This window comes from Streptomyces sp. NPDC029151, from assembly GCF_055564315.1.
In genome coordinates this window covers 474689-493297 of record NZ_JBVHWQ010000002.1, presented here as the reverse complement: position 1 = coordinate 493297, position 18609 = coordinate 474689, and the positions used below count along the sequence as shown (strand labels likewise).

Annotated in this window: 13 protein-coding genes; 1 reads left to right on the top strand and 12 read right to left on the bottom strand. The window is 73.6% G+C overall.

Features of this window, described 5'->3' with window-relative positions; genetic code table 11:
- Window position 1 precedes the first annotated feature (1 nt).
- From ACZ4VF_RS09960 to ACZ4VF_RS09920, 9 genes are all read right to left on the bottom strand, one after another.
- Entirely contained in the window at window positions 2-1183 is a 1182-nt protein-coding gene (locus ACZ4VF_RS09960; RefSeq protein ID WP_467924530.1) for a MarP family serine protease, read from the bottom strand.
- Window positions 1184-1826: 643 nt separating this feature from the next.
- Window positions 1827-2345, bottom strand: coding sequence for a DUF4240 domain-containing protein (locus ACZ4VF_RS09955; RefSeq protein ID WP_467925594.1), 519 nt, complete (start codon window positions 2343-2345; stop codon window positions 1827-1829).
- A 55-nt stretch (window positions 2346-2400) separates the two neighbouring features.
- On the bottom strand, window positions 2401-3387 hold the full coding sequence (locus ACZ4VF_RS09950) for a helix-turn-helix transcriptional regulator (RefSeq protein WP_467924528.1): 987 nt from the start codon (window positions 3385-3387) through the stop codon (window positions 2401-2403).
- A gap of 60 nt (window positions 3388-3447) precedes the next feature.
- Complete coding sequence (gene aceE / locus ACZ4VF_RS09945) at window positions 3448-6150, bottom strand: pyruvate dehydrogenase (acetyl-transferring), homodimeric type (protein WP_467924526.1); 2703 nt, start codon at window positions 6148-6150, stop codon at window positions 3448-3450.
- 279 nt (window positions 6151-6429) lie between these two features.
- The gene (locus tag ACZ4VF_RS09940; RefSeq protein WP_356160086.1) at window positions 6430-7053 is read right to left on the bottom strand and encodes a GntR family transcriptional regulator; all 624 of its coding nucleotides are present in this window, start codon (window positions 7051-7053) and stop codon (window positions 6430-6432) included.
- Window positions 7054-7227: 174 nt separating this feature from the next.
- On the bottom strand, window positions 7228-9069 hold the full coding sequence (sucB, locus tag ACZ4VF_RS09935; protein ID WP_467924524.1) for a 2-oxoglutarate dehydrogenase, E2 component, dihydrolipoamide succinyltransferase: 1842 nt from the start codon (window positions 9067-9069) through the stop codon (window positions 7228-7230).
- A 61-nt stretch (window positions 9070-9130) separates the two neighbouring features.
- Window positions 9131-10519 carry a dihydrolipoyl dehydrogenase gene (lpdA, locus tag ACZ4VF_RS09930; RefSeq protein ID WP_467924522.1) on the bottom strand — a complete coding sequence of 463 codons (1389 nt, stop codon included), beginning with the start codon at window positions 10517-10519 and terminating at the stop codon, window positions 9131-9133.
- A 281-nt stretch (window positions 10520-10800) separates the two neighbouring features.
- Window positions 10801-12342, bottom strand: coding sequence for a leucyl aminopeptidase (locus tag ACZ4VF_RS09925; protein WP_467924520.1), 1542 nt, complete (start codon window positions 12340-12342; stop codon window positions 10801-10803).
- 294 nt (window positions 12343-12636) lie between these two features.
- Window positions 12637-13398, bottom strand: a complete 762-nt coding sequence (locus tag ACZ4VF_RS09920) for an adenosylcobinamide-GDP ribazoletransferase (protein WP_467924518.1) — start codon at window positions 13396-13398, stop codon at window positions 12637-12639.
- A gap of 60 nt (window positions 13399-13458) precedes the next feature.
- On the opposite strand from ACZ4VF_RS09920, the gene ACZ4VF_RS09915 reads away from it, so the two are divergent.
- Window positions 13459-14223, top strand: a complete 765-nt coding sequence (locus ACZ4VF_RS09915; protein ID WP_467924516.1) for a hypothetical protein — start codon at window positions 13459-13461, stop codon at window positions 14221-14223.
- On the opposite strand, the gene ACZ4VF_RS09910 is transcribed toward ACZ4VF_RS09915, so the two are convergent.
- The 3 genes from ACZ4VF_RS09910 to cobT all read right to left on the bottom strand — a co-directional run bounded on the left by ACZ4VF_RS09910 (window position 14163) and on the right by cobT (window position 18560).
- Window positions 14163-14921 (bottom strand): hypothetical protein, encoded by a 759-nt coding sequence (locus tag ACZ4VF_RS09910; protein WP_467925593.1) that lies wholly within the window; start codon window positions 14919-14921, stop codon window positions 14163-14165. The genes ACZ4VF_RS09915 and ACZ4VF_RS09910 overlap by 61 nt on opposite strands.
- A 69-nt stretch (window positions 14922-14990) precedes the next feature.
- A complete protein-coding gene (locus ACZ4VF_RS09905; RefSeq protein WP_467924514.1) occupies window positions 14991-16805 on the bottom strand; it encodes a phosphatidylglycerol lysyltransferase domain-containing protein in 1815 nt (604 codons plus the stop codon).
- A gap of 594 nt (window positions 16806-17399) precedes the next feature.
- Window positions 17400-18560 (bottom strand): nicotinate-nucleotide--dimethylbenzimidazole phosphoribosyltransferase, encoded by a 1161-nt coding sequence (gene cobT, locus ACZ4VF_RS09900; protein ID WP_467924513.1) that lies wholly within the window; start codon window positions 18558-18560, stop codon window positions 17400-17402.
- Window positions 18561-18609: the final 49 nt, after the last annotated feature.

The window sequence follows — 18609 nt, the reverse complement described above, 5'->3', positions numbered from 1 at the left end:
GCTAGGAGTCGACCAGCGCGCCCGTGTCCACCCGGGCCGTCGCCGTGGCCGCGCGCCGGGCGTCGCCCGCCACCTCGGCCGCCGTCAGCGCGTACCCCGTCTCCGAGTCCGAGGTGGACCGGGCGAAGACCATCCCGAACACCCGGCCGTCCGTCGTCAACAGTGGCCCGCCGGAGTTGCCCGGCCGGACCGTGGAGCGGACCGAGTAGATCTCCCGGGTGACCGTGCGGTCGTCGTAGATGTTCCGGCCGGTCGCCCGTACCCGGTTGCCCACCGTCGCCGCCTGCAGGTCCAGCGACCCGTTCTGCGGGTAGCCCGCCACCACGGCCGCGTCCCCGCGCGCGGCACCCGGGTCGAACCGCAGCACCGGCGCCCGCAGCCCCGGCACGTACAGCACCGCCACGTCCCGGTCCGGGTCGAAGAGCACCACCCGTGCCGGGTACGACGGCCCGACCCCTCCCACCCGCACGCCCGGGTCGTCGATGCCGGCCACCACGTGCGCGTTGGTCATCACCCGCTGCGGCGCGTACACGAATCCGCTGCCCTCGCGGCCCTCCGCGCCCGCGGTGCCCTCGACCTTCACCGAGCTCAGCCGCGCCGCGCGCGCCGCCGCCGGGGTGACGCTGTCCCCGGTCGGCCGGGGCACCCGGGCCGTCGACTCGTTCTCGAACGGGTTGAACACCTGCGGGAAGCCCGCCTCGGACAGCGCGGAGGTGGCCCGCGAGAACCACGCGGGCGTGGTCTGCGGCATCGCCTGCTGCACCGCGCCGAGCAGCGTGGAGTTCCGTATCGCCGCCGTCAGGGGCTCAGCCGGGGCCGCGCCCAGCACGCTCGCCGCCACCCAGGCCACGACCAGCACCGCGACCGAGTTCGCCGCCGCGCCCCCCACCCCGTCCGCCACCCGGAGCGGCCCCCGGTCCAGTTCCCCGCGCAGCCGCAGCGCCAGCCGGCCCGCCAGCTCGTGCCCCACCACCCCCGGCAGCAGCACCGTCACCACCGCGAGGACCGTCGCCGCCGTACCCCGCGCCACCTGGTCCGTCACCCACGGCAGCAGCCACACGCCGGCCGCCGCGCCGCCCACGAACCCGGCCAGCGACACGCAGCCCGCCACCAGCCCGCGCCGGTAGCCGGCCACCGCGTAGACGGCGATCAGCAGCACGAGCAGCAGGTCCAGCAGGTCCACGGAGCCGCCTTTCTCTCGGACCCCTCAGTACGGACGGGATCGGTCCGCTGATCAGCACACGCCCTGGCGCGGCCCCCGGGTGGCAGAACCGGTCATGTACGTCCGCACCCGGGAAACGACCTGGACCAGGACGATGGTTCCATCAAGTGGCACAGTGCACATCACGGGCGGGGTGCGGCGCCGTATTCGGATCCTCCGTGGAATGGCCGAATGCGCGCACGATCGGAATCGGAACGTTCCCTTCTTGGGCTCAGATCCGGCCGTCATTCCGGCGGCACTTGTTGGGCGCAAACGAATCCACGGAACGCCCGGCGCCGGCGGACCGGCGTGGAGGATGTCGAGGACGACACGGAATTCGTGGTCGACTCCTTCTCCCTGGCCTGGCTCCCGCCCTCCGGGACGTACGGGCCCAGGATTTTTCGAGCATCAACCACATCACGGAATACGTGAATGCGCTGAGCGGCCGGAACACCGCATCCACGGGGGGCACCCGATGGCGGGGGGATATTCACCGCCTTCGGATTCGGTGAGAAGGCGCTTCTCGACGGTGCGTTCGCGGGGCGTCCGGCCTTCCGCGAGGGGAAACGGGGTTTCGACATCACGCCCTTCCGGTGCTCCACCGCGGCCAACGCGCCCCCCGGCCTCACCCCCTGAACCGCTCCCACAGGCGGGGGTAGCGCTGCGCGAGGGCCCGGTCGTCCTCCAGGTCCAGGGGCGTGCCCGCCGGCTCGGCGGGTGCCGGGGCGATCCCCAGGTCGGGGGCGACGGTGCCGGTCAGCTGCTCGTACGCCTCGTCGGCCGCGTAACCCAGCTCCTCGCCGTCGCCGTCGATCTCCTCGTCGAACTCGCCCAGCAGCTCGGCCAGCGCGTCCGGCTCGTGCAGGGCGCCCTCGAACACCTCCCGGCCCTGGCCGATCAGCCAGCACCGGAAGAAGTCGAACGCGTCGTCGCTGCACCCGTCCAGCAGCAGCCAGGCCGCCCCCCACAGGTCCCAGCGGTAGGCGCGGTTGTAACGGGCCTCGAAGTGACGGGCGAAGTCCAGCACCAGCTCGGGGTCCAGCTGGAGCAGCCGGTCCAGGAGCGCGTCGGCCTGCTCCTCCGGGTCGCCCTCGGCCGCCTCCCGGCTGGAGTCGATCAGCTCCCAGAACTCCGTCTCGTCCATCACGGAACCAGCATCGGGCCTCGGCCGGTGGGCCGCACGCGGAGTCCCGGGATCCTCACCGGTCCTCGTTACGGCGGTACAGCGCGGCGATCCGGGCCGCGTCCGCCGCGAACCGCTCCCGCAGACTCTCCGGAGCCAGCACCTCCGCCTCCGCGCCCAGCGCCGTCAGCTGGCCGTGCGCGACCTCCTCCGACTCCACGGGCAGCGTCACCGTCACCCAGCCCCCGGCATCCGGCTCGCCCGGGTTCCGCAGCGCCTCCCGCGCACCGAGCGGATCCACGGCGTGCGGCAGCCGGCGCACACCCTCCGGGGACAGCCGTACGACCACCTCCGCCCGCAGGATCGACCGGGCGAACCGCTCGGCCTGCTCCGTCCAGAAGCCGGGCAGGTCGAAGTCCGGGTCGCGGTCGAAGCGTTCGCCGAGGACGTCGACGCCGTCGAACCGGTCGATCCGGTACGTCCGGAACGAGCCGCTGTCCGCCGCCCGCGCGCACAGGTACCAGACCCCGGCCTTCAGCACGAGCCCGTACGGCTCCAGCAGCCGCCGAACGGCCGTCTCCCCGCGCCGGTACACCGCGCCGACCCGCCGGTCGTCCCACACCGCCTCGGCGAGCGCCGGCAGCGGCGCGGGCGTCTCCGGCTCCCGGAACCAGGCGGGCGCGTCCAGGTGGAACCGCTGCGCGGCCGTGTCCGGCGCGTCCCGCAGCGAGGGCAGCAGCGCGGCGGAGACCTTCAGCCGGGCCGCCGAGGCCGCGTCCTCGAGTCCCATCTCCCTCAGCGCCCCCGGCACCCCGCTCAGGAACAGCGCCTCGGCCTCGCTCCGCGCCAGCCCGGTCAGGCGCGTCCGGTACCCCCCGACCAGCCGGTACCCGCCGACCCGCCCCCGCTCCGCGTAGACCGGCACCCCCGCCTCCGACAGCGCCTGCGCGTCCCGGGTCACGGTCCGCTCCGACACCTCCAGCTCCCGCGCCAGCTCGGCCGCCGTCATGGCGGGCCGGGACTGGAGGAGCAGGACCATCTTGATGAGACGAGCGGCGCGCATGCGCCCATCATGCAAGAGGCCCCCGCCGAAGCGGGGGCCTCTCACGTGAGCGGTGCTGCCTTACAGCCCGTACTTCTCCCGGGCCTCCTTGACCGCCGTCGCCTTGACCTCGCCGCGGCGGGCCAGCTGGGCGAGGGCCGCCACGACGATCGACGGGGCATCGACGCCGAAGTGGCGGCGGGCGGCCTCGCGGGTGTCCGACAGGCCGAAGCCGTCGGCGCCCAGCGAGGACCAGTCCTGCTCGACCCACTGCGCGATCTGGTCCGGGACCTGGCGCATGTAGTCGGACACCGCGAGGACCGGGCCCTCGGCGCCCTGGAGCGCCTGGCGGACGTACGGCACCCGCTCCTCGCCGCGCAGCAGTGCCGCGTCGGCCTCCAGGGCGTCCCGGCGCAGCTCGGACCAGGAGGTCGCGGACCACACGTCGGCGGCCACGCCCCACTCCTCGGCGAGCAGCCGCTGCGCTTCGAGGGCCCAGTGGATCGCCGTACCCGAGCCCAGCAGCTGGATGCGCGGGGCGTTGGCGGCCACGGTCACGCCCGCGGACTCCGCCGTGTTGAAGCGGTACAGGCCCTTGACGATGCCCTCGTCGATGCCGAGGCCCTGCGGCTTCGCCGGCTGCGGCAGCGGCTCGTTGTAGACCGTCAGGTAGTAGAAGACGTTCTGGTCCTCGCCCGGCTTGGCCTCGCCGTACATCCGGCGCAGACCCTCACGGACGATCACCGCGATCTCGTAGGCGAACGCGGGGTCGTACGTCAGCGCGGCCGGGTTGGTCGCGGCGATGACCGGCGAGTGGCCGTCGGCGTGCTGCAGGCCCTCGCCCGTCAGGGTCGTACGGCCCGCGGTGGCGCCGACGAGGAAGCCGCGGCCGAGCTGGTCGCCGAGCTGCCACATCTGGTCGGCGGTGCGCTGCCAGCCGAACATCGAGTAGAAGATGTAGAACGGGATCATCGCCTCGCCGTGCGTCGCGTACGCGGTGGACGCGGCGATGAAGTCGGCCATCGAACCGGCCTCGGTGATCCCCTCGTTGAGGATCTGGCCGTTCCGGGCCTCCTTGTAGTACATCAGCTGGTCGCGGTCGACCGGCTCGTACGTCTGGCCCTTGGGGGAGTAGATCCCGAGCGACGGGAACAGCGACTCCATGCCGAAGGTGCGCGCCTCGTCGGGGACGATCGGCACCCAGCGCCTGCCGGTCTCCTTGTCGCGGACCAGGTCCTTGACGAGACGGACGAAGGCCATGGTGGTGGCGACGTTCTGCGAACCCGAGCCCTTGTCGAAGGAGGCGAAGGCCTTCTCCGCCGGGGCCGGCAGCGGGGCCAGCGCGTGCGTACGGCGGGCCGGGGCGGGGCCGCCGAGGGCCGCGCGGCGCTCCTGGAGGTAGCGGACCTCGGGGGAGTCGGCGCCCGGGTGGCCGTAGGGCACCACGCCGTCGACGAAGTCGCTGTCCTTGATCGGCAGGTCCAGCAGGTCCCGCATCGTCTTGAACTCGTCCACCGAGAGCTTCTTCATCTGGTGGTTGGCGTTCTTCGACGCGAAGCCCTCGCCGAGGGTGTGGCCCTTGACCGTCTGGGCCAGGATCACGGTCGGCGCGCCCTTGTGCTCGACGGCGGCCCGGTACGCGGCGTAGACCTTGCGGGACTCGTGACCACCGCGGGAGAGGTGGAAGCACTCCAGGATCTTGTCGTCGCTCAGCAGCTTCGCCATCTCGGCGAGCGCCGGGTCCTTGCCGAAGAAGTCCTGGCGGATGTAGGCGGCGTCGCGGGTCTGGTACGTCTGGATCTGCGCGTCCGGTACCTCGCGCAGCCGGCGTACCAGCGCGCCGGTGGTGTCGAGCTGGAACAGCTCGTCCCAGGCCGTGCCCCACAGCGTCTTGATCACGTTCCAGCCGGCGCCGCGGAACTGGGCCTCCAGCTCCTGCACGATCTTGAAGTTGGCGCGGACCGGGCCGTCGAGGCGCTGCAGGTTGCAGTTGATGACGAAGGTGAGGTTGTCCAGTTCCTCACGCGCGGCCAGCGCGAGCGCCGCCGTCGACTCCGGCTCGTCCATCTCGCCGTCGCCGAGGAAGGCCCACACGTGGGACGCGGAGACGTCCTTGATGCCGCGGTTGGTCAGGTAGCGGTTGAAACGCGCCTGGTAGATCGCGGAGAGCGGGCCGAGGCCCATCGACACCGTCGGGAACTCCCACAGCCAGGGGAGGCGGCGCGGGTGCGGGTACGACGGCAGGCCGTTGCCGCCGGCCTCCTGGCGGAAGTTGTCCAGGTGCGCCTCGTTCAGGCGGCCGTCCAGGAAGGCGCGGGCGTAGATGCCGGGGGAGGCGTGGCCCTGGATGTACAGCTGGTCGCCGGAGCCGTCACCCTCCTTGCCCTTGAAGAAGTGGTTGAAGCCCGTCTCGTACAGCCAGGCGGCGGAGGCGAAGGTGGCGATGTGGCCGCCGACGCCGTGCTTCGCGCCCCGGGTCACCATCGCGGCCGCGTTCCAGCGGTTCCAGGCGGTGATCCGGGCCTCCATCTCCGGGTCGCCGGGCACGCCCGGCTCGGCGGAGGTGGGGATGGTGTTGACGTAGTCGGTCTCGAGGAGCTTCGGCAGCGCGATGCCGCCCGCCTCGGCGCGCTCCAGCGTGCGGCGCATCAGGTACGCGGCGCGGTGCGGCCCGGCCTCCCTGGCGACGGCGTCCAGGGAGGCCTGCCACTCGGCGGTCTCCTCCGGGTCGCGGTCCGGGAGCTGGTCGAGCGCGCTCGGCTGGATGGCGTGGGGGTCGGTCATGTCGCCGCCTTCCTCAGTCGAAGGGGGTTCCCTCATCGGTAAGGGTTCGGGGGTGCCCTTGGTCTTTGGCAGGACAGGGCAGGGACTTCGGTGGAAGTCCGTCGGCGACTGTAACTCCCTGATCGATGATCGATCAAAGGGTTGAGGGCGAAAACCTCTTGATTTGGAGAAAGTAGGCACGCGGTGCCTTCGGTGATGGCACCCGGTGACGCGTCGGAGCCTTGTTTTCGCAGGTGGGGCGGCGTATGAGCGCAGCCGCGCTCGGCTGAACCGGGAGGCTCAGGCGCGCGGCGCGCAGCCCAGCACGTGCGCCTTCACCAGCTCCGCGATCCGCGGGTCCCGGCGCTTGAACGCCTGCACCAGCTCCTCGTGCTCCTCCGCGTACGACTGCTGGACCGTGCCCAGCCAGCGGATCGACAGCGCCGTGAAGACCTCGATCCCGAGCCCTTCCCACGTGTGCAGCAGCACCGAGTTGCGCGCGGCGCGGACCAGCTCCCGGTGGAAGCCGACCGTGTGCCGCACCTGGGCCGTGCCATCCGCCTCCCGGTCGGCCTCGTACAGGGCCAGGACGTGCGGCTCCAGCGCCGAGCAGTCCTCCGCGAGACGCTCCGCCGCCAGCTCGGCCGCGATGGCCTCCAGACCGGCCCGGACCGGGTAGCTCTCCTCCAGGTCGGCGGCGGTGAGATTGCGGACGCGCACGCCCTTGTTGGGGGCCGACTCGATCAGGCGGAGCGACTCCAGCTCGCGCAGGGCCTCGCGCACCGGCGTCTGGCTGACCTCCAGCTCGGTGGCGATCCGGCGCTCCACGATGCGCTCGCCCGGCTGCCAGCGCCCGCTGACGATTCCCTCCACGATGTGCTCGCGGATCTGCTCGCGCAGCGAGTGGACGACGGGCGCGGTCATGAGGGCTCCTTAGGGAGGGCTGACGTTTAGACAATACGGCCGGTTCGCTTCGCCGGTAGGGCGCGTGGGGGTGCTTTGGCGCAGGTGAGACGAGGCTTACACGCTGCCTGTGCCGACAAACACGAACACCCCGCCCGGAGAGGCTCCGGACGGGGTGTGCGTGGGGGACGGAACTCAGAGGCCCAGCTCGACCTCGAACTCGCCCGCCTCCAGGATCGCCTTGACCGCCGTCAGGTAACGGGCCGCGTCGGCGCCGTCGACCAGGCGGTGGTCGTAGGAGAGGGTCAGGTAGGTCATGTCGCGGACGCCGATGACCGTGCCCTCCTCGGTCTCGATGACGGCCGGACGCTTGACCGTGGCACCGATGCCGAGGATCGCGACCTGGCCCGGCGGCACGATGATCGTGTCGAACAGGGCACCGCGCGAACCGGTGTTGGAGATGGTGAAGGTCGCGCCGGACAGCTCGTCCGGGGTGATCTTGCCGGCCCGGACCTTGCCCGCCAGCTCCGCCGTGGCCTTGGCGATGCCCGCGATGTTGAGGTCGCCGGCGTTCTTGATGACCGGGGTCATCAGGCCCTTCTCGGAGTCCACCGCGATACCGATGTTCTCGGTGTCGAAGTAGGTGATGGTCCCCTCGGCCTCGTTGATCCTGGCGTTGATGACCGGGTGGGCCTTCAGCGCCTGCGCGGCGGCCTTGACGAAGAACGGCATCGGGGAGAGCTTGACGCCCTCGCGGGCCGCGAAGGAGTCCTTCGCCTTGCCGCGCAGCTTCATCAGGCGGGTGACGTCGACCTCGACGACCGACGACAGCTGGGCCTGCTCGTGCAGCGCCTTGACCATGTTGTCGCCGATGACCTTGCGGATCCGCGGCATCTTCACGGTCTGGCCGCGCAGCGGGGAGGCCTCCAGCGCCGGGGCCTTCTTCGCGGCGGCCGGAGCGGCGGCGGCCGGAGCCGGAGCGGCGGCGGCCTTCGCGGCCTCGGCGGCGGCGATGACGTCCTGCTTGCGGATGCGGCCGCCGACGCCGGTGCCCTTGACGCCGGCCAGGTCGACGCCGTTCTCGGCGGCGAGCTTGCGCACCAGCGGGGTCACGTACGCGCCCTCGTCCGTCGCCTGGGTGGCGGTCGGGGAGGTCGGCGCGGTGGCCGGGGTGACCGGAGCCGGGGCCGGCGCCGGGGCCGGGGCGGCGGGGGCAGCGGCGGCGGGCGCCGGGGCGGGAGCGGCGGCCGGAGCCGGAGCCGGAGCCGGGGCCGGCGCGGGGGCCGGGGCCGGAGCGGCGGGGGCCGGGGCCGGAGCCGGGGCCGGAGCAGCGGCGGCCGGGGCCGGGGCGGGCGCCGGGGCGGCGGCCGGGGCGGCACCCGGGGCGCCGATGACGGCGAGCTTGGCGCCGACCTCGGCGGTCTCGTCCTCGCCGACCGTGATCTCCAGCAGCACACCGGAGGTGGGCGCCGGGATCTCGGTGTCGACCTTGTCCGTGGAGACCTCGAGCAGCGGCTCGTCGGCCTCGACGCTGTCGCCGACCGACTTCAGCCAGCGGGTGACGGTGCCCTCGGTGACGGACTCGCCGAGCGCGGGCAGGACCACGTCCGTGCCCTCGGCGGAACCGCCGCCGGAAGCCGCCTCGGCGGTCGGGGCGGGGGCGGGGGCGGCCTGCTCGGTGGACGGGGCGGCCTGCGGGGCGGGCTCGGGCTCGGCGGCCGGGGCGGGCTCGGCGGCCGGGGCGGCCTCGGCCGCGGGGGCCTCGGCGGCGGGGGCCTCGGCGGCGGCGGGCGCGCCCGAGCCGTCGTCGATCAGGGCCAGCTCGGCGCCGACCTCGACCGTCTCGTCCTCGGCGACCTTGATGGAGGCCAGCACGCCGGAGGCCGGGGCCGGGATCTCGGTGTCGACCTTGTCGGTCGAGACCTCGAGCAGCGGCTCGTCGGCCTCGACGCGTTCGCCCTCGGCCTTCAGCCAGCGGGTGACAGTGCCCTCGGTGACGCTCTCACCGAGCGCCGGAAGGGTTACGGAAACCGCCATGGTTTCGGTTGCTCCTAACGAATTGCGGAAGTCTGTGTCGTCGCGCCCGTTGACCGAAGGCTCAGTCGTGGGAGTGCAGCGGCTTGCCGGCCAGGGCCAGGTGGGCCTCGCCGAGCGCCTCGTTCTGCGTCGGGTGGGCGTGGATGAGCTGGGCGACCTCGGCCGGCAGCGCTTCCCAGTTGTAGATCAGCTGGGCCTCGCCGACCTGCTCGCCCATGCGGTCGCCGACCATGTGGACGCCGACCACGGCACCGTCCTTGACCTGGACGAGCTTGATCTCGCCCGCGGTCTTGAGGATCTTGCTCTTGCCGTTGCCCGCCAGGTTGTACTTCAGAGCGACGACCTTGTCCGCGCCGTAGATCTCCTTGGCCTTGGCCTCGGTGATGCCGACGGAGGCGACCTCCGGGTGGCAGTACGTCACCCGCGGGACACCGTCGTAGTCGATCGGAACGACCTTCAGACCGGCCAGACGCTCCGCCACCAGGATGCCCTCGGCGAAGCCGACGTGCGCGAGCTGGAGCGTCGGGACGAGGTCGCCGACGGCGGAGATGGTCGGCACGTTGGTGCGCATGTACTCGTCGACGAGGACGTAACCGCGGTCCATGGCGACCCCGGCCTCCTCGTAGCCCAGGCCCTGCGAGACCGGGCCGCGGCCGACGGCGACGAGGAGGACCTCGGCCTCGAACTCCTTGCCGTCGGCGAGGGTGACCTTCACGCCGTCCTGGGTGTACTCGGCCTTCTGGAAGAAGGTGCCCAGGTTGAACTTGATGCCGCGCTTGCGGAACGCGCGCTCGAGCAGCTTCGAGGAGTTCTCGTCCTCGACCGGGACGAGGTGCTTCAGGCCCTCGATGACCGTGACGTCGGAACCGAAGGACTTCCACGCCGAGGCGAACTCGACACCGATGACACCGCCGCCCAGGATGATCGCGGACTTCGGCACGCGGTCCAGGACGAGGGCGTGGTCGGAGGAGATGATGCGGTCGCCGTCGATCTCCAGGCCCGGCAGCGACTTCGGCACGGAGCCGGTCGCCAGCAGGACGTGGCGGCCCTGGACGCGCCGGCCGTTGACGTCCACGGAGGTGGGGGAGGACAGCCGGCCCTCGCCCTCGATGTACGTCACCTTCCGGGACGCGATGAGCCCCTGCAGACCCTTGTACAGGCCCGAGATCACGTCGTCCTTGTACTTGTGGACGGCCGGGACGTCGATGCCCTCGAAGGTGGCCTTCACACCGAACTGCTCGCTCTCGCGGGCCTGGTCGGCGATCTCGCCCGCGTGCAGCAGGGCCTTGGTGGGGATGCAACCCCGGTGCAGGCAGGTGCCGCCGACCTTGTCCTTCTCGATCAGGGCGACGTCCAGGCCCAGCTGCGCCCCGCGCAGGGCCGCGGCGTAACCACCGCTACCACCGCCGAGGATCACTAGGTCGAAAACGGTGCTGGCGTCGTTCGCCACGTCACGTCCTCCATGCATGTGCGCCTTGCGCCGATCGACTGTGACCGGCGGGCGGCTGGTGTCCGGCCGCTTGATGCTTCGGCCCTTCGGTGGGGGCCCTGTCCTGCCGTGCTCCATCTTTGCACTTGTCGGACGGGACCGAGACGCCGGGCCGGTGTGTGAGACGTCCCACGTTCGGGCGCCCCGGAGGGGGCGGGGCCGTGTCCGCCGCGCGGGCGCGACCGGCCCCGCGCGGCGGACAGTCACCGTACTGCGGTCGGAACCGAGCCGGTGGGCGACCGTCAGCCCAGGTCACCCTCGGCCGTCAGCTCGGCGAGACGGATCAGCGTCCGCACCGCGGACCCCGTGCCGCCCTTCGGCGTGTACCCGAAGGGACCGCCCTCGTTGAACGCCGGGCCGGCGATGTCGAGGTGGGCCCAGGTGATGCCCTCGCCCACGAACTCGCGCAGGAACAGGCCGGCGACCAGCCCGCCGCCCCACCGCTCGCCCATGTTCGCGATGTCGGCCACCGGCGAGTCCATGCCCTTGCGCAGGTGCTCCGGCAGCGGCATCGGCCACGCCGGCTCGCCGACCTCCTCGGCCGCCTCGTGCACCGCGGAGCGGAACGCGTCGTCGTTGGCCATGACGCCGAAGGTCCGGCTGCCCAGCGCCAGCACCATCGCGCCGGTCAGCGTGGCCACGTCCACGATCGCGTCCGGGTTCTCCTGGGAGGCCGCCCACAGCGCGTCGGCGAGCACCAGCCGGCCCTCGGCGTCGGTGTTGAGCACCTCGACCGTCTTGCCGCTGTACATGCGCAGCACGTCACCCGGGCGCACGGCGGAGCCGGACGGCATGTTCTCGGCCAGCGCCAGCCAGCCGGTGACGTTGACCTCCAGGCCGAGACGCGCGGCGGCGACGACCGCGGCGAACACCGCTGCGGCACCGCTCATGTCGCACTTCATCGTCTCGTTGTGCCCGGCCGGCTTCAGCGAGATGCCGCCCGAGTCGTAGGTGATGCCCTTGCCGACGAAGGCCAGGTGCTTCTCCGCCTTCGGGTGCCGGTACGACAGCTTCACCAGGCGCGGGGTGGCCGCCGAGCCGCCGCCGACGCCGAGGATGCCGCCGTAGCCGCCCTTGGCCAGTGCCTTCTCGTCGAGCACCTGCACCTTCAGGCCGTGCTCCTTGGCCGCGGCCTGCGTGATCCCGGCGAAGGCCGCGGGGTCGAGGTCGTTCGGCGGCATGTTGATCAGGTCGCGGGCGCGGTTCAGCTCCTCGCAGACCGCGACCGCGCGGGCGAGGGCGCCCTTGTGCGCGGCGTCGCGCGGCTTGCCGCCGAGCAGCGCGGCCTCGGCCAGCGGCGCCTTGCCGTTCTTGGCCTTGCCGTTGCCGGCGTCCTGGGCGCCGCCCTTGTAGGCGTCGAAGGAGTAGGCGCCGAGCAGGATGCCCTCGCTGATCGCGCCGACGGCACCGGGGCCGTCGACGGGCAGCGCGAACGCGGCCTTCCTCGACCCGGTGAGCGCCCGGGCGGCCACGCCGGCGGCCTTGCGCAGCGCCTCGGCGTCGTAGCCGTCCTCGGCGTTCTCGCCGGGTTCCTCGCCGAGGCCCACCGCCACCACGAGCGGGGCCTTGAAGCCGGCCGGGGCGGGCAGCTTCGTCAGCTCGCCCTCGGCACCCGAGGCGCCGAGGGTCTCCAGGACGCCGGCCAGCTTGCCGTCGTACGCCTTGTCCACGGCCTCGGCGCCGGGCGCGACGACGGGCCCCTGGGCGCCCTTGGCGACACCGATCACGATCGCGTCGGCCCGCAGGCCGGGCGCCGCGGCGGTGCTGAGAGTCAGAGCAGTCACGGTGGTGAATTCTCGCTTCCGATGTGAAGTTGCTGTGGCCGATGTAGGGGTGGGTCGACCGGGCCCGAGAGCCGACCCTAGGTCCAGGCCTGGGGACTGGTGGCAACCGGGGCCTTCACCCTGTCGGCGAACACCCGGGACGAGACTACGCGCGTGGGTGCGTCCGCTCATTCCTTCGGGTGTTCACCCGAGTGTGGCGCGGTGTCCGCGTCCACCCCCTCTGCTCGCATGATGTCCACCGATTCTCCGCCGAACACCGGCGGGGGAAGCGGGGGCCCCGGGAGAACCGGTGCGCTACCGGCCGAGGGCCAGCACCACCAGCGACACGGTCGCGGCCGTCTCCGCGACCGCCCCGAACACGTCCCCGGTCACCCCGCCGAACCGGCGGACGCACACCCGCAGCAGCACCTCGGCCCCGCCGGCCCCCGCACCCGCCGCGACGGCGGCGTGCACCCCCGCCGCCCCGGCGACCGCCACCACCGCGACCCCGGTCCCCAGGGCTGCAGCCGCCGGCACCGCCCCGGCCACCGCCGCCCCCAGCCCCTCCGGACGGGCGGCCGGCACCCCGGCGCGGGCGGCCAGGGTGAGCGCGAGCCGGGCCGTGACCGCCGACACCACGGCCGCCACGGCCCCCCGGGTCCAGGAGCCGCCGTAGAGCTGCGCCAGGACGGCCACCTGGGCCAGCAGCACCAGGACGAGGGTCAGCACACCGAACGGCCCGATGTCCGACTGCTTCATGATCCGCAGGGCGTCCTCGGCGGGCTTGCCGCTGCCCAGCCCGTCGGCGGTGTCGGCGAGCCCGTCGAGGTGCAGCCCCCGGGTCAGCGCGGCCGGTACGGCGACCGAGGCGACGGCGGCGAGCAGCGGGCCCGCGCCGAGGAGGAGCAGCAGCAGGCCGAGCCCGGCCGCGCCGCCGCCGACGACCAGCCCGGCCAGCGGGGCGCACAGCATGCCCCCGCGCGCGGCCTCCCGGTCCCAGCGGTGCACCCGTACGGGCAGCACGGTGAGCGTGCCGAAGGCGAAGCGGAGGCCGTCGAGGGGAGGAGACTTGAGCACCGGCGCAGGGTACCGGGCGGCCGGAGAGCCGCCGGCCGGAGCCGGGGCTACAGTGCGCACATGGGGCACTGGTGGGTGCGGAACATCCTCGAGCCGGGCAAACTCCCGCTGCTGCTCGCGCTCACCGCCTTCGTGCTGACCTTCGTCGTCACCCGCGTCGTCACCCGGCTGATCCGGGCCGGCAGGGGCCCGTTCGGCAACGTCAGAGCGGGCGGGCTGCACATCCACCACGTCGTCCCCGGGGTCGTCCTCACCGTCGTCGGCGGCTTCGGCGCGGTCGCCAGCGACCGGCACGGCGCGGGGGCGGCCGTCTCCGCCGTGCTGTTCGGCACGGGCGCGGGCCTGGTCCTGGACGAGTTCGCGCTGGTCCTGCACCTGGACGACGTGTATTGGACCGAGGAGGGCCGCAAGAGCGTCGAAGTGGTCGTGCTCACCGCCGCCCTCGTCGGCCTGCTGCTCGCCGGTTTCTCCCCGTTCGGCGTCAACGACCTCTCCCAGGAGGAGCTGCACGACCGCGGCGGCGCCATCGCCACCGTCGCCGGGAACTTCCTCCTGTCGCTCGTCGCCCTGGGCAAGGGCAAGGCCCGCACCGCGCTCTTCGGGGTGATCGTGCCGCTGGTGGCCCTCGTCGGCGCGCTCCGGCTCGCCCGCCCCGGCTCCCCGTGGGCCCGCCGCTTCTACGGCCGCCGTCCCCGCGCCCGCGCCCGGGCCGCCCTGCGCGTCTACCGGCACGACCGCCGCTGGACCCGGCCGCGCCGCGCCCTTCAGGACTGGATCGGCGGCAGACCCGACCCCCGCCCGGCACGCCTGCCCGGCCACCGCTGACCGCTCCCGCCCCGCCGCCACGGACGGCGGGCGCGGCCCGGCCGGCTCCGGTCGCGCTGCCGCAGCGCCGCCAGCAGGCACAGCAGCCCCACCGCCATCAGCGCGGCCAGGTGCTCCTTGCCGGCCAGGTTCTCCTTCAGCAGCACCTCCACGACCATGGCCAGCGTCACCGCGCCCGCCGTCGCGTAGGCGCCGTACCGCCAGCTCACGAACACCGCAAGCCCCACCACGGCCGCCGACGGGCCGGTGTCCACCACCTGCCCGTCGGTCCACGGCAGCCCGAACGGGGCGTGAGCGCCGAGGGTGGTGCCCAGCCGCGCGTACAGGGTGCCGGCGAGCGTGGCGACGTACGCGATGGTCAGCGTCCGCCACCGGCCCAGGCACAGCTCGGCGATCCCGAACACCAGCAGGATCTGCGCCAGCGCCCCCCACACCGGCAGGTCCAGCGCGGGCACGAACAGCGACAGGGGCGTGCGCAGCAGGGCCAGCCACAGCGGGTCCTCGGCCCGCACGGCACCCACGTCCTGCACGAGCCGGTACCCCCACGGCTGGTTCTGCACGTACTGCAGGAACGCCGTCAGACCCACCGCCGCAAGGCTCATCGGTACGGCCGCCGGCCCCCGCCCGCGCAGCGGCTCGCGCACGGCGGCGCACAGCGGGCCCCACTCGGCCCTCGCCCACCGGGCGAGCGCCCTCATCGCGCCACCCTCATCGAACGTGCCCCAGTCGAGCGTTCCGGCCATCGAGCGTCCCCCGTCGAACGTGTCTCATCGGTGCGTGCCCAGGTGCCTGCGGTGCAGCCACTTCGGCAGTCCCGGCGCCTCCAGGAACCCCTCCGCCCGGGCCGCGGCGAGGCCGATGCGCGGCAGGTCCGCGCTCTTCTCGAAGAGCAGGAACCGCGGTTCCCAGATGGGCCGGTACTTGGCGTTGGCGCGGTACAGCGACTCGATCTGCCACCAGCGCGAGAAGAAGCTGAGCAGCGAGCGCCACAGCCTCAGCACCGGCCCGGCGCCGAGGCGCGCGCCACGTTCGAAGACCGACCGGAACATCGCGAAGTTCAGTGAGATCTGCGTGATCCCGGTCTCGTCGGCCCGCCGCAGCAGCTCGATGACCATGAACTCCATCAGCCCGTTGGCGCAACCGTCGGAACCGTCGGCGGTCCGGTCGCGCCGCATCAGGTCCAGGGACAGCCCGTTCGGCCCCCACGGCACGAAGGAGAGCAGCGCGCGCAGCCGCCCCTCGGCGTCCGTGCACTCCAGCATCACGCACCGGCCGTCCCCGGGGTCCCCGAGCCGGCCCAGCGCCATGCTGAAACCGCGCTCGGTGGCGCCGTCCCGCCAGTCGTCGGCGCGCTCGACCAGGAAGGCCATCTCGTCCGCCGGGATGTCCGCGTGCCGCCGGATGCGCACCCGGTACCCGGCCCGCCGCACCCGGTTGTAGGCCTGCCGGACGGTCCGCATGGCCCGGCCCTCCAGAGTGAACTCGGCGACCTCCACGATCGCCTCGTCCCCGAGTTCCAGCGCGTCCAGACCGTGCCGGGCGTACACCGTCCCGGCCTCCTCGCCCGCCCCCATCACCGCCGGGATCCAGCCGTGCGCCCGCGCCTGCGCGAGCCACGGCTCGATCGCCCCCGGCCACGCCTCCGGGTCCCCGATCGGGTCCCCGGACGCCAGGCTCACCCCGCCCACCACCCGGTAGGCGACGGCCGCCTTCCCGGTCGGCGACCACACGACGCTCTTCTCCCGGCGCAGCGCGAAGTAGCCGAGCGAGTCCCGGTCGCCGTGCCGCTCCAGCAGTTCGCGCAGCCGCTCCTCGTCGTCCCGGCTGAGCGGGTCCACGGCCCGCCGGGACCGGAAGGCGGCGTAGAGGACGGCGAGGACGAGGGCCGTACTGAGCACGTTGACCGCCACGTTGGCCCAGTTCGGCGGGTCGATCCCCGGGAAGTGGGACTCCTCGGCCGCCACCGACACCAGCCGCAGGGTGCCGTAGTGCCAGCGCTCCGGGAAGGTCGAACGGGCCGCGTCCGGCGCCTGGTTGGTGACCGTCACCAGCAGCCCGGCCAGCAGGCTCGCCGCGAGCCCGCCGCCGACGGCCACGAGGGCCGCGAGCCGGGGGTTGGACCGGTCGCCCTTGGCGTAGAACTCGCGCCGTCCGGCGAGCAGCGCGCCCACGAAGGCGGCGGTCAGCGCCAGGGAGACCCAGTTCTGCGGGTGCCGCCGGATCTCCGGGAAGGCCATGGCGAAGGCGAGCAGCGCCAGGAAGAGCCCGCTCACCACCAGGTTGAGGATCCACGCGGCACGCTTGCGGCGCCGCATGGTGATGGCCAGGAAGGCGGTGAACACCCCGGAGGCGAAGCCGGCCGTCAGCAGGTACGGGGTGAAGAAGTCGTCCTGGTTGTGCCGGCGCACGTCCTGGCCGAGCGAGACCCAGACCGCGCTGAGGAAGTTGATGAAGGCGACGGTCCGCAGGTACCAGACGGCGCACGCGGCGGCCCTCCGGGACACCCCGGTGGACCGCCGCACCCCCTCACCCGTCCGCGCCGCCTCGTCGCACCGCTCCCCGGCAATTCGGGCATCTCCCATGGAGCAGGATCATATGGGCGCGGGTCAGGTGAACCACGCCATTCCGACCCCGGATCCCTGGTCCGCGTGACGGAACCGGATCTGCTCCTCGGCGGCGAGGGCGTTCGGACGGGCCGGGGCTGGGCGGGGGCCGGCGTTCAGGCGGGCCGGTGCTGGGCGGGGGCCGGAGCGCAGTCGAGCCGGTGCTCGGCCGGGCCGGCGTCCAGCGGTGACGGCGCCTCGTGGGGACGAAGCTCAGCGGTGACGTCGCTCGGTCGTGTCGGCGTTCAGCGCCGGCCGGTGTTCGGTCGGTCCGGCGCTTCGCCGAGACGGCGTGCAGCCGGGCCGGCGCTCAGCGATGCCGGCGCTCAGCGATGCCGGCGCTCAGCCGTGACGGCGTTCAGCCCGGCCGGCACCCCGCCCGGCCGGCACCCCGCCCGGCGGGCACCCCGCCCGGCCGGCGCCCCGCCGACGCTACGCCGTGCGACGGCGCCCAGCCGCGACGGCACTCGGCCGGGCCGGCACTCGGCCGGCCCGGTGCTCAGCCGGCTCGGCCGGATCCGGCTCGGCGCAAGCCTGCCGTGCCGAAGCGGCCGCGACCGCCCCCTGCGCCGCCTACGCCTCCGTCTGCCCTTCCGTTCCGTCCCCCGGCAACGTCCCGGGCTCCGCCCCGTCCCCCGGCTCCGTCTCGTCCCCCGGCTCAGTCCCGTCCTCCGGCTCCGTCTCGTCCCCCGGCTTCTCCGGAAGCTCCGCGGCCAGGGCTGCCGCGGCCCTGACCAGCGGCAGTGCCAGCAGCGCGCCCACGCCCTCGCCGACCTTCACGCCCTGCTCGAGCAGCGGCTCCAGGGCCATCCGGTCCAGGGCCTTGGCCTGCCCCGGCTCCCCGCTGTCGTGCCCGGCCAGCCACCAGTCCGGTGCCCGGAAGGCGACCCGCTGGGCGACCAGCGCGCACGCGGCGGCCACCACCCCGTCGAGGATCACCGGCAGCTTCCGCACCGCGCACTGCAGCAGGAATCCGGTCATCGCCGCGAGGTCCGCCCCGCCCACCGCCGCCAGCAGCTGCAGCTGGTCCCCGAGCACCGGCCGGGCCCGCCGCAGGGCGTCCCGGATCGCCGCGCACTTGCGCATCCAGGCCAGGTCGTCGATCGCGACCCCGCCCCGCCCGGTCACCACGGAGGCGTCCGTCCCGCACAGCGCGGCGATCAGCACCGCCGCCGGGGTGGTCCCGCCCACGCTGATGTCGCCCAGCACCACCAGATCGGTGCCCGAGTCCGCCTCCTCGTCGGCGACCGCGACACCCGCGAGCAGCGCGGCCTCCGCCTCCTCCGGGGTGAGCGCGTCCTCGACGTCGATCCGGCCGCTGCCCCGCCGTACCCGGTGCCGCGTCACGTCCTTCGGCAGGGCGTCCGGCTCGCAGTCCAGGCCCATGTCCACGACCCGTACCGGAACCTCCAGCCGGCGCGCGAGCACGGACACCGGGCTGGCCCCCTCCAGCACCGCCCGCACCAGCTGCTCCGCCCCGCCCGCGGGCCGGGCCGAGACGCCCAGCCCGGCGACGCCGTGGTCGCCGGCGAAGAGCACCACCCGCGGCCGTTCGACCGGCCGCACCGGCACGGTGCCCCGCGCGGCGGCCAGCCACTCGCCCAGCTCGTCCAGGCGGCCCAGCGCTCCCGGCGGCACGATCTGGCGCTCTCGCCGGGTCTCGGCGTCACGGCGTACGCCCCCGTCCGGCCGCTCGATCAGATCGGTGAAGTCGTCCAGATTAAGGCTGCTCATTCGCCGAACAGTACCGCCAGCGGACGGAGGCTTCCGCGCCACGTCGGCA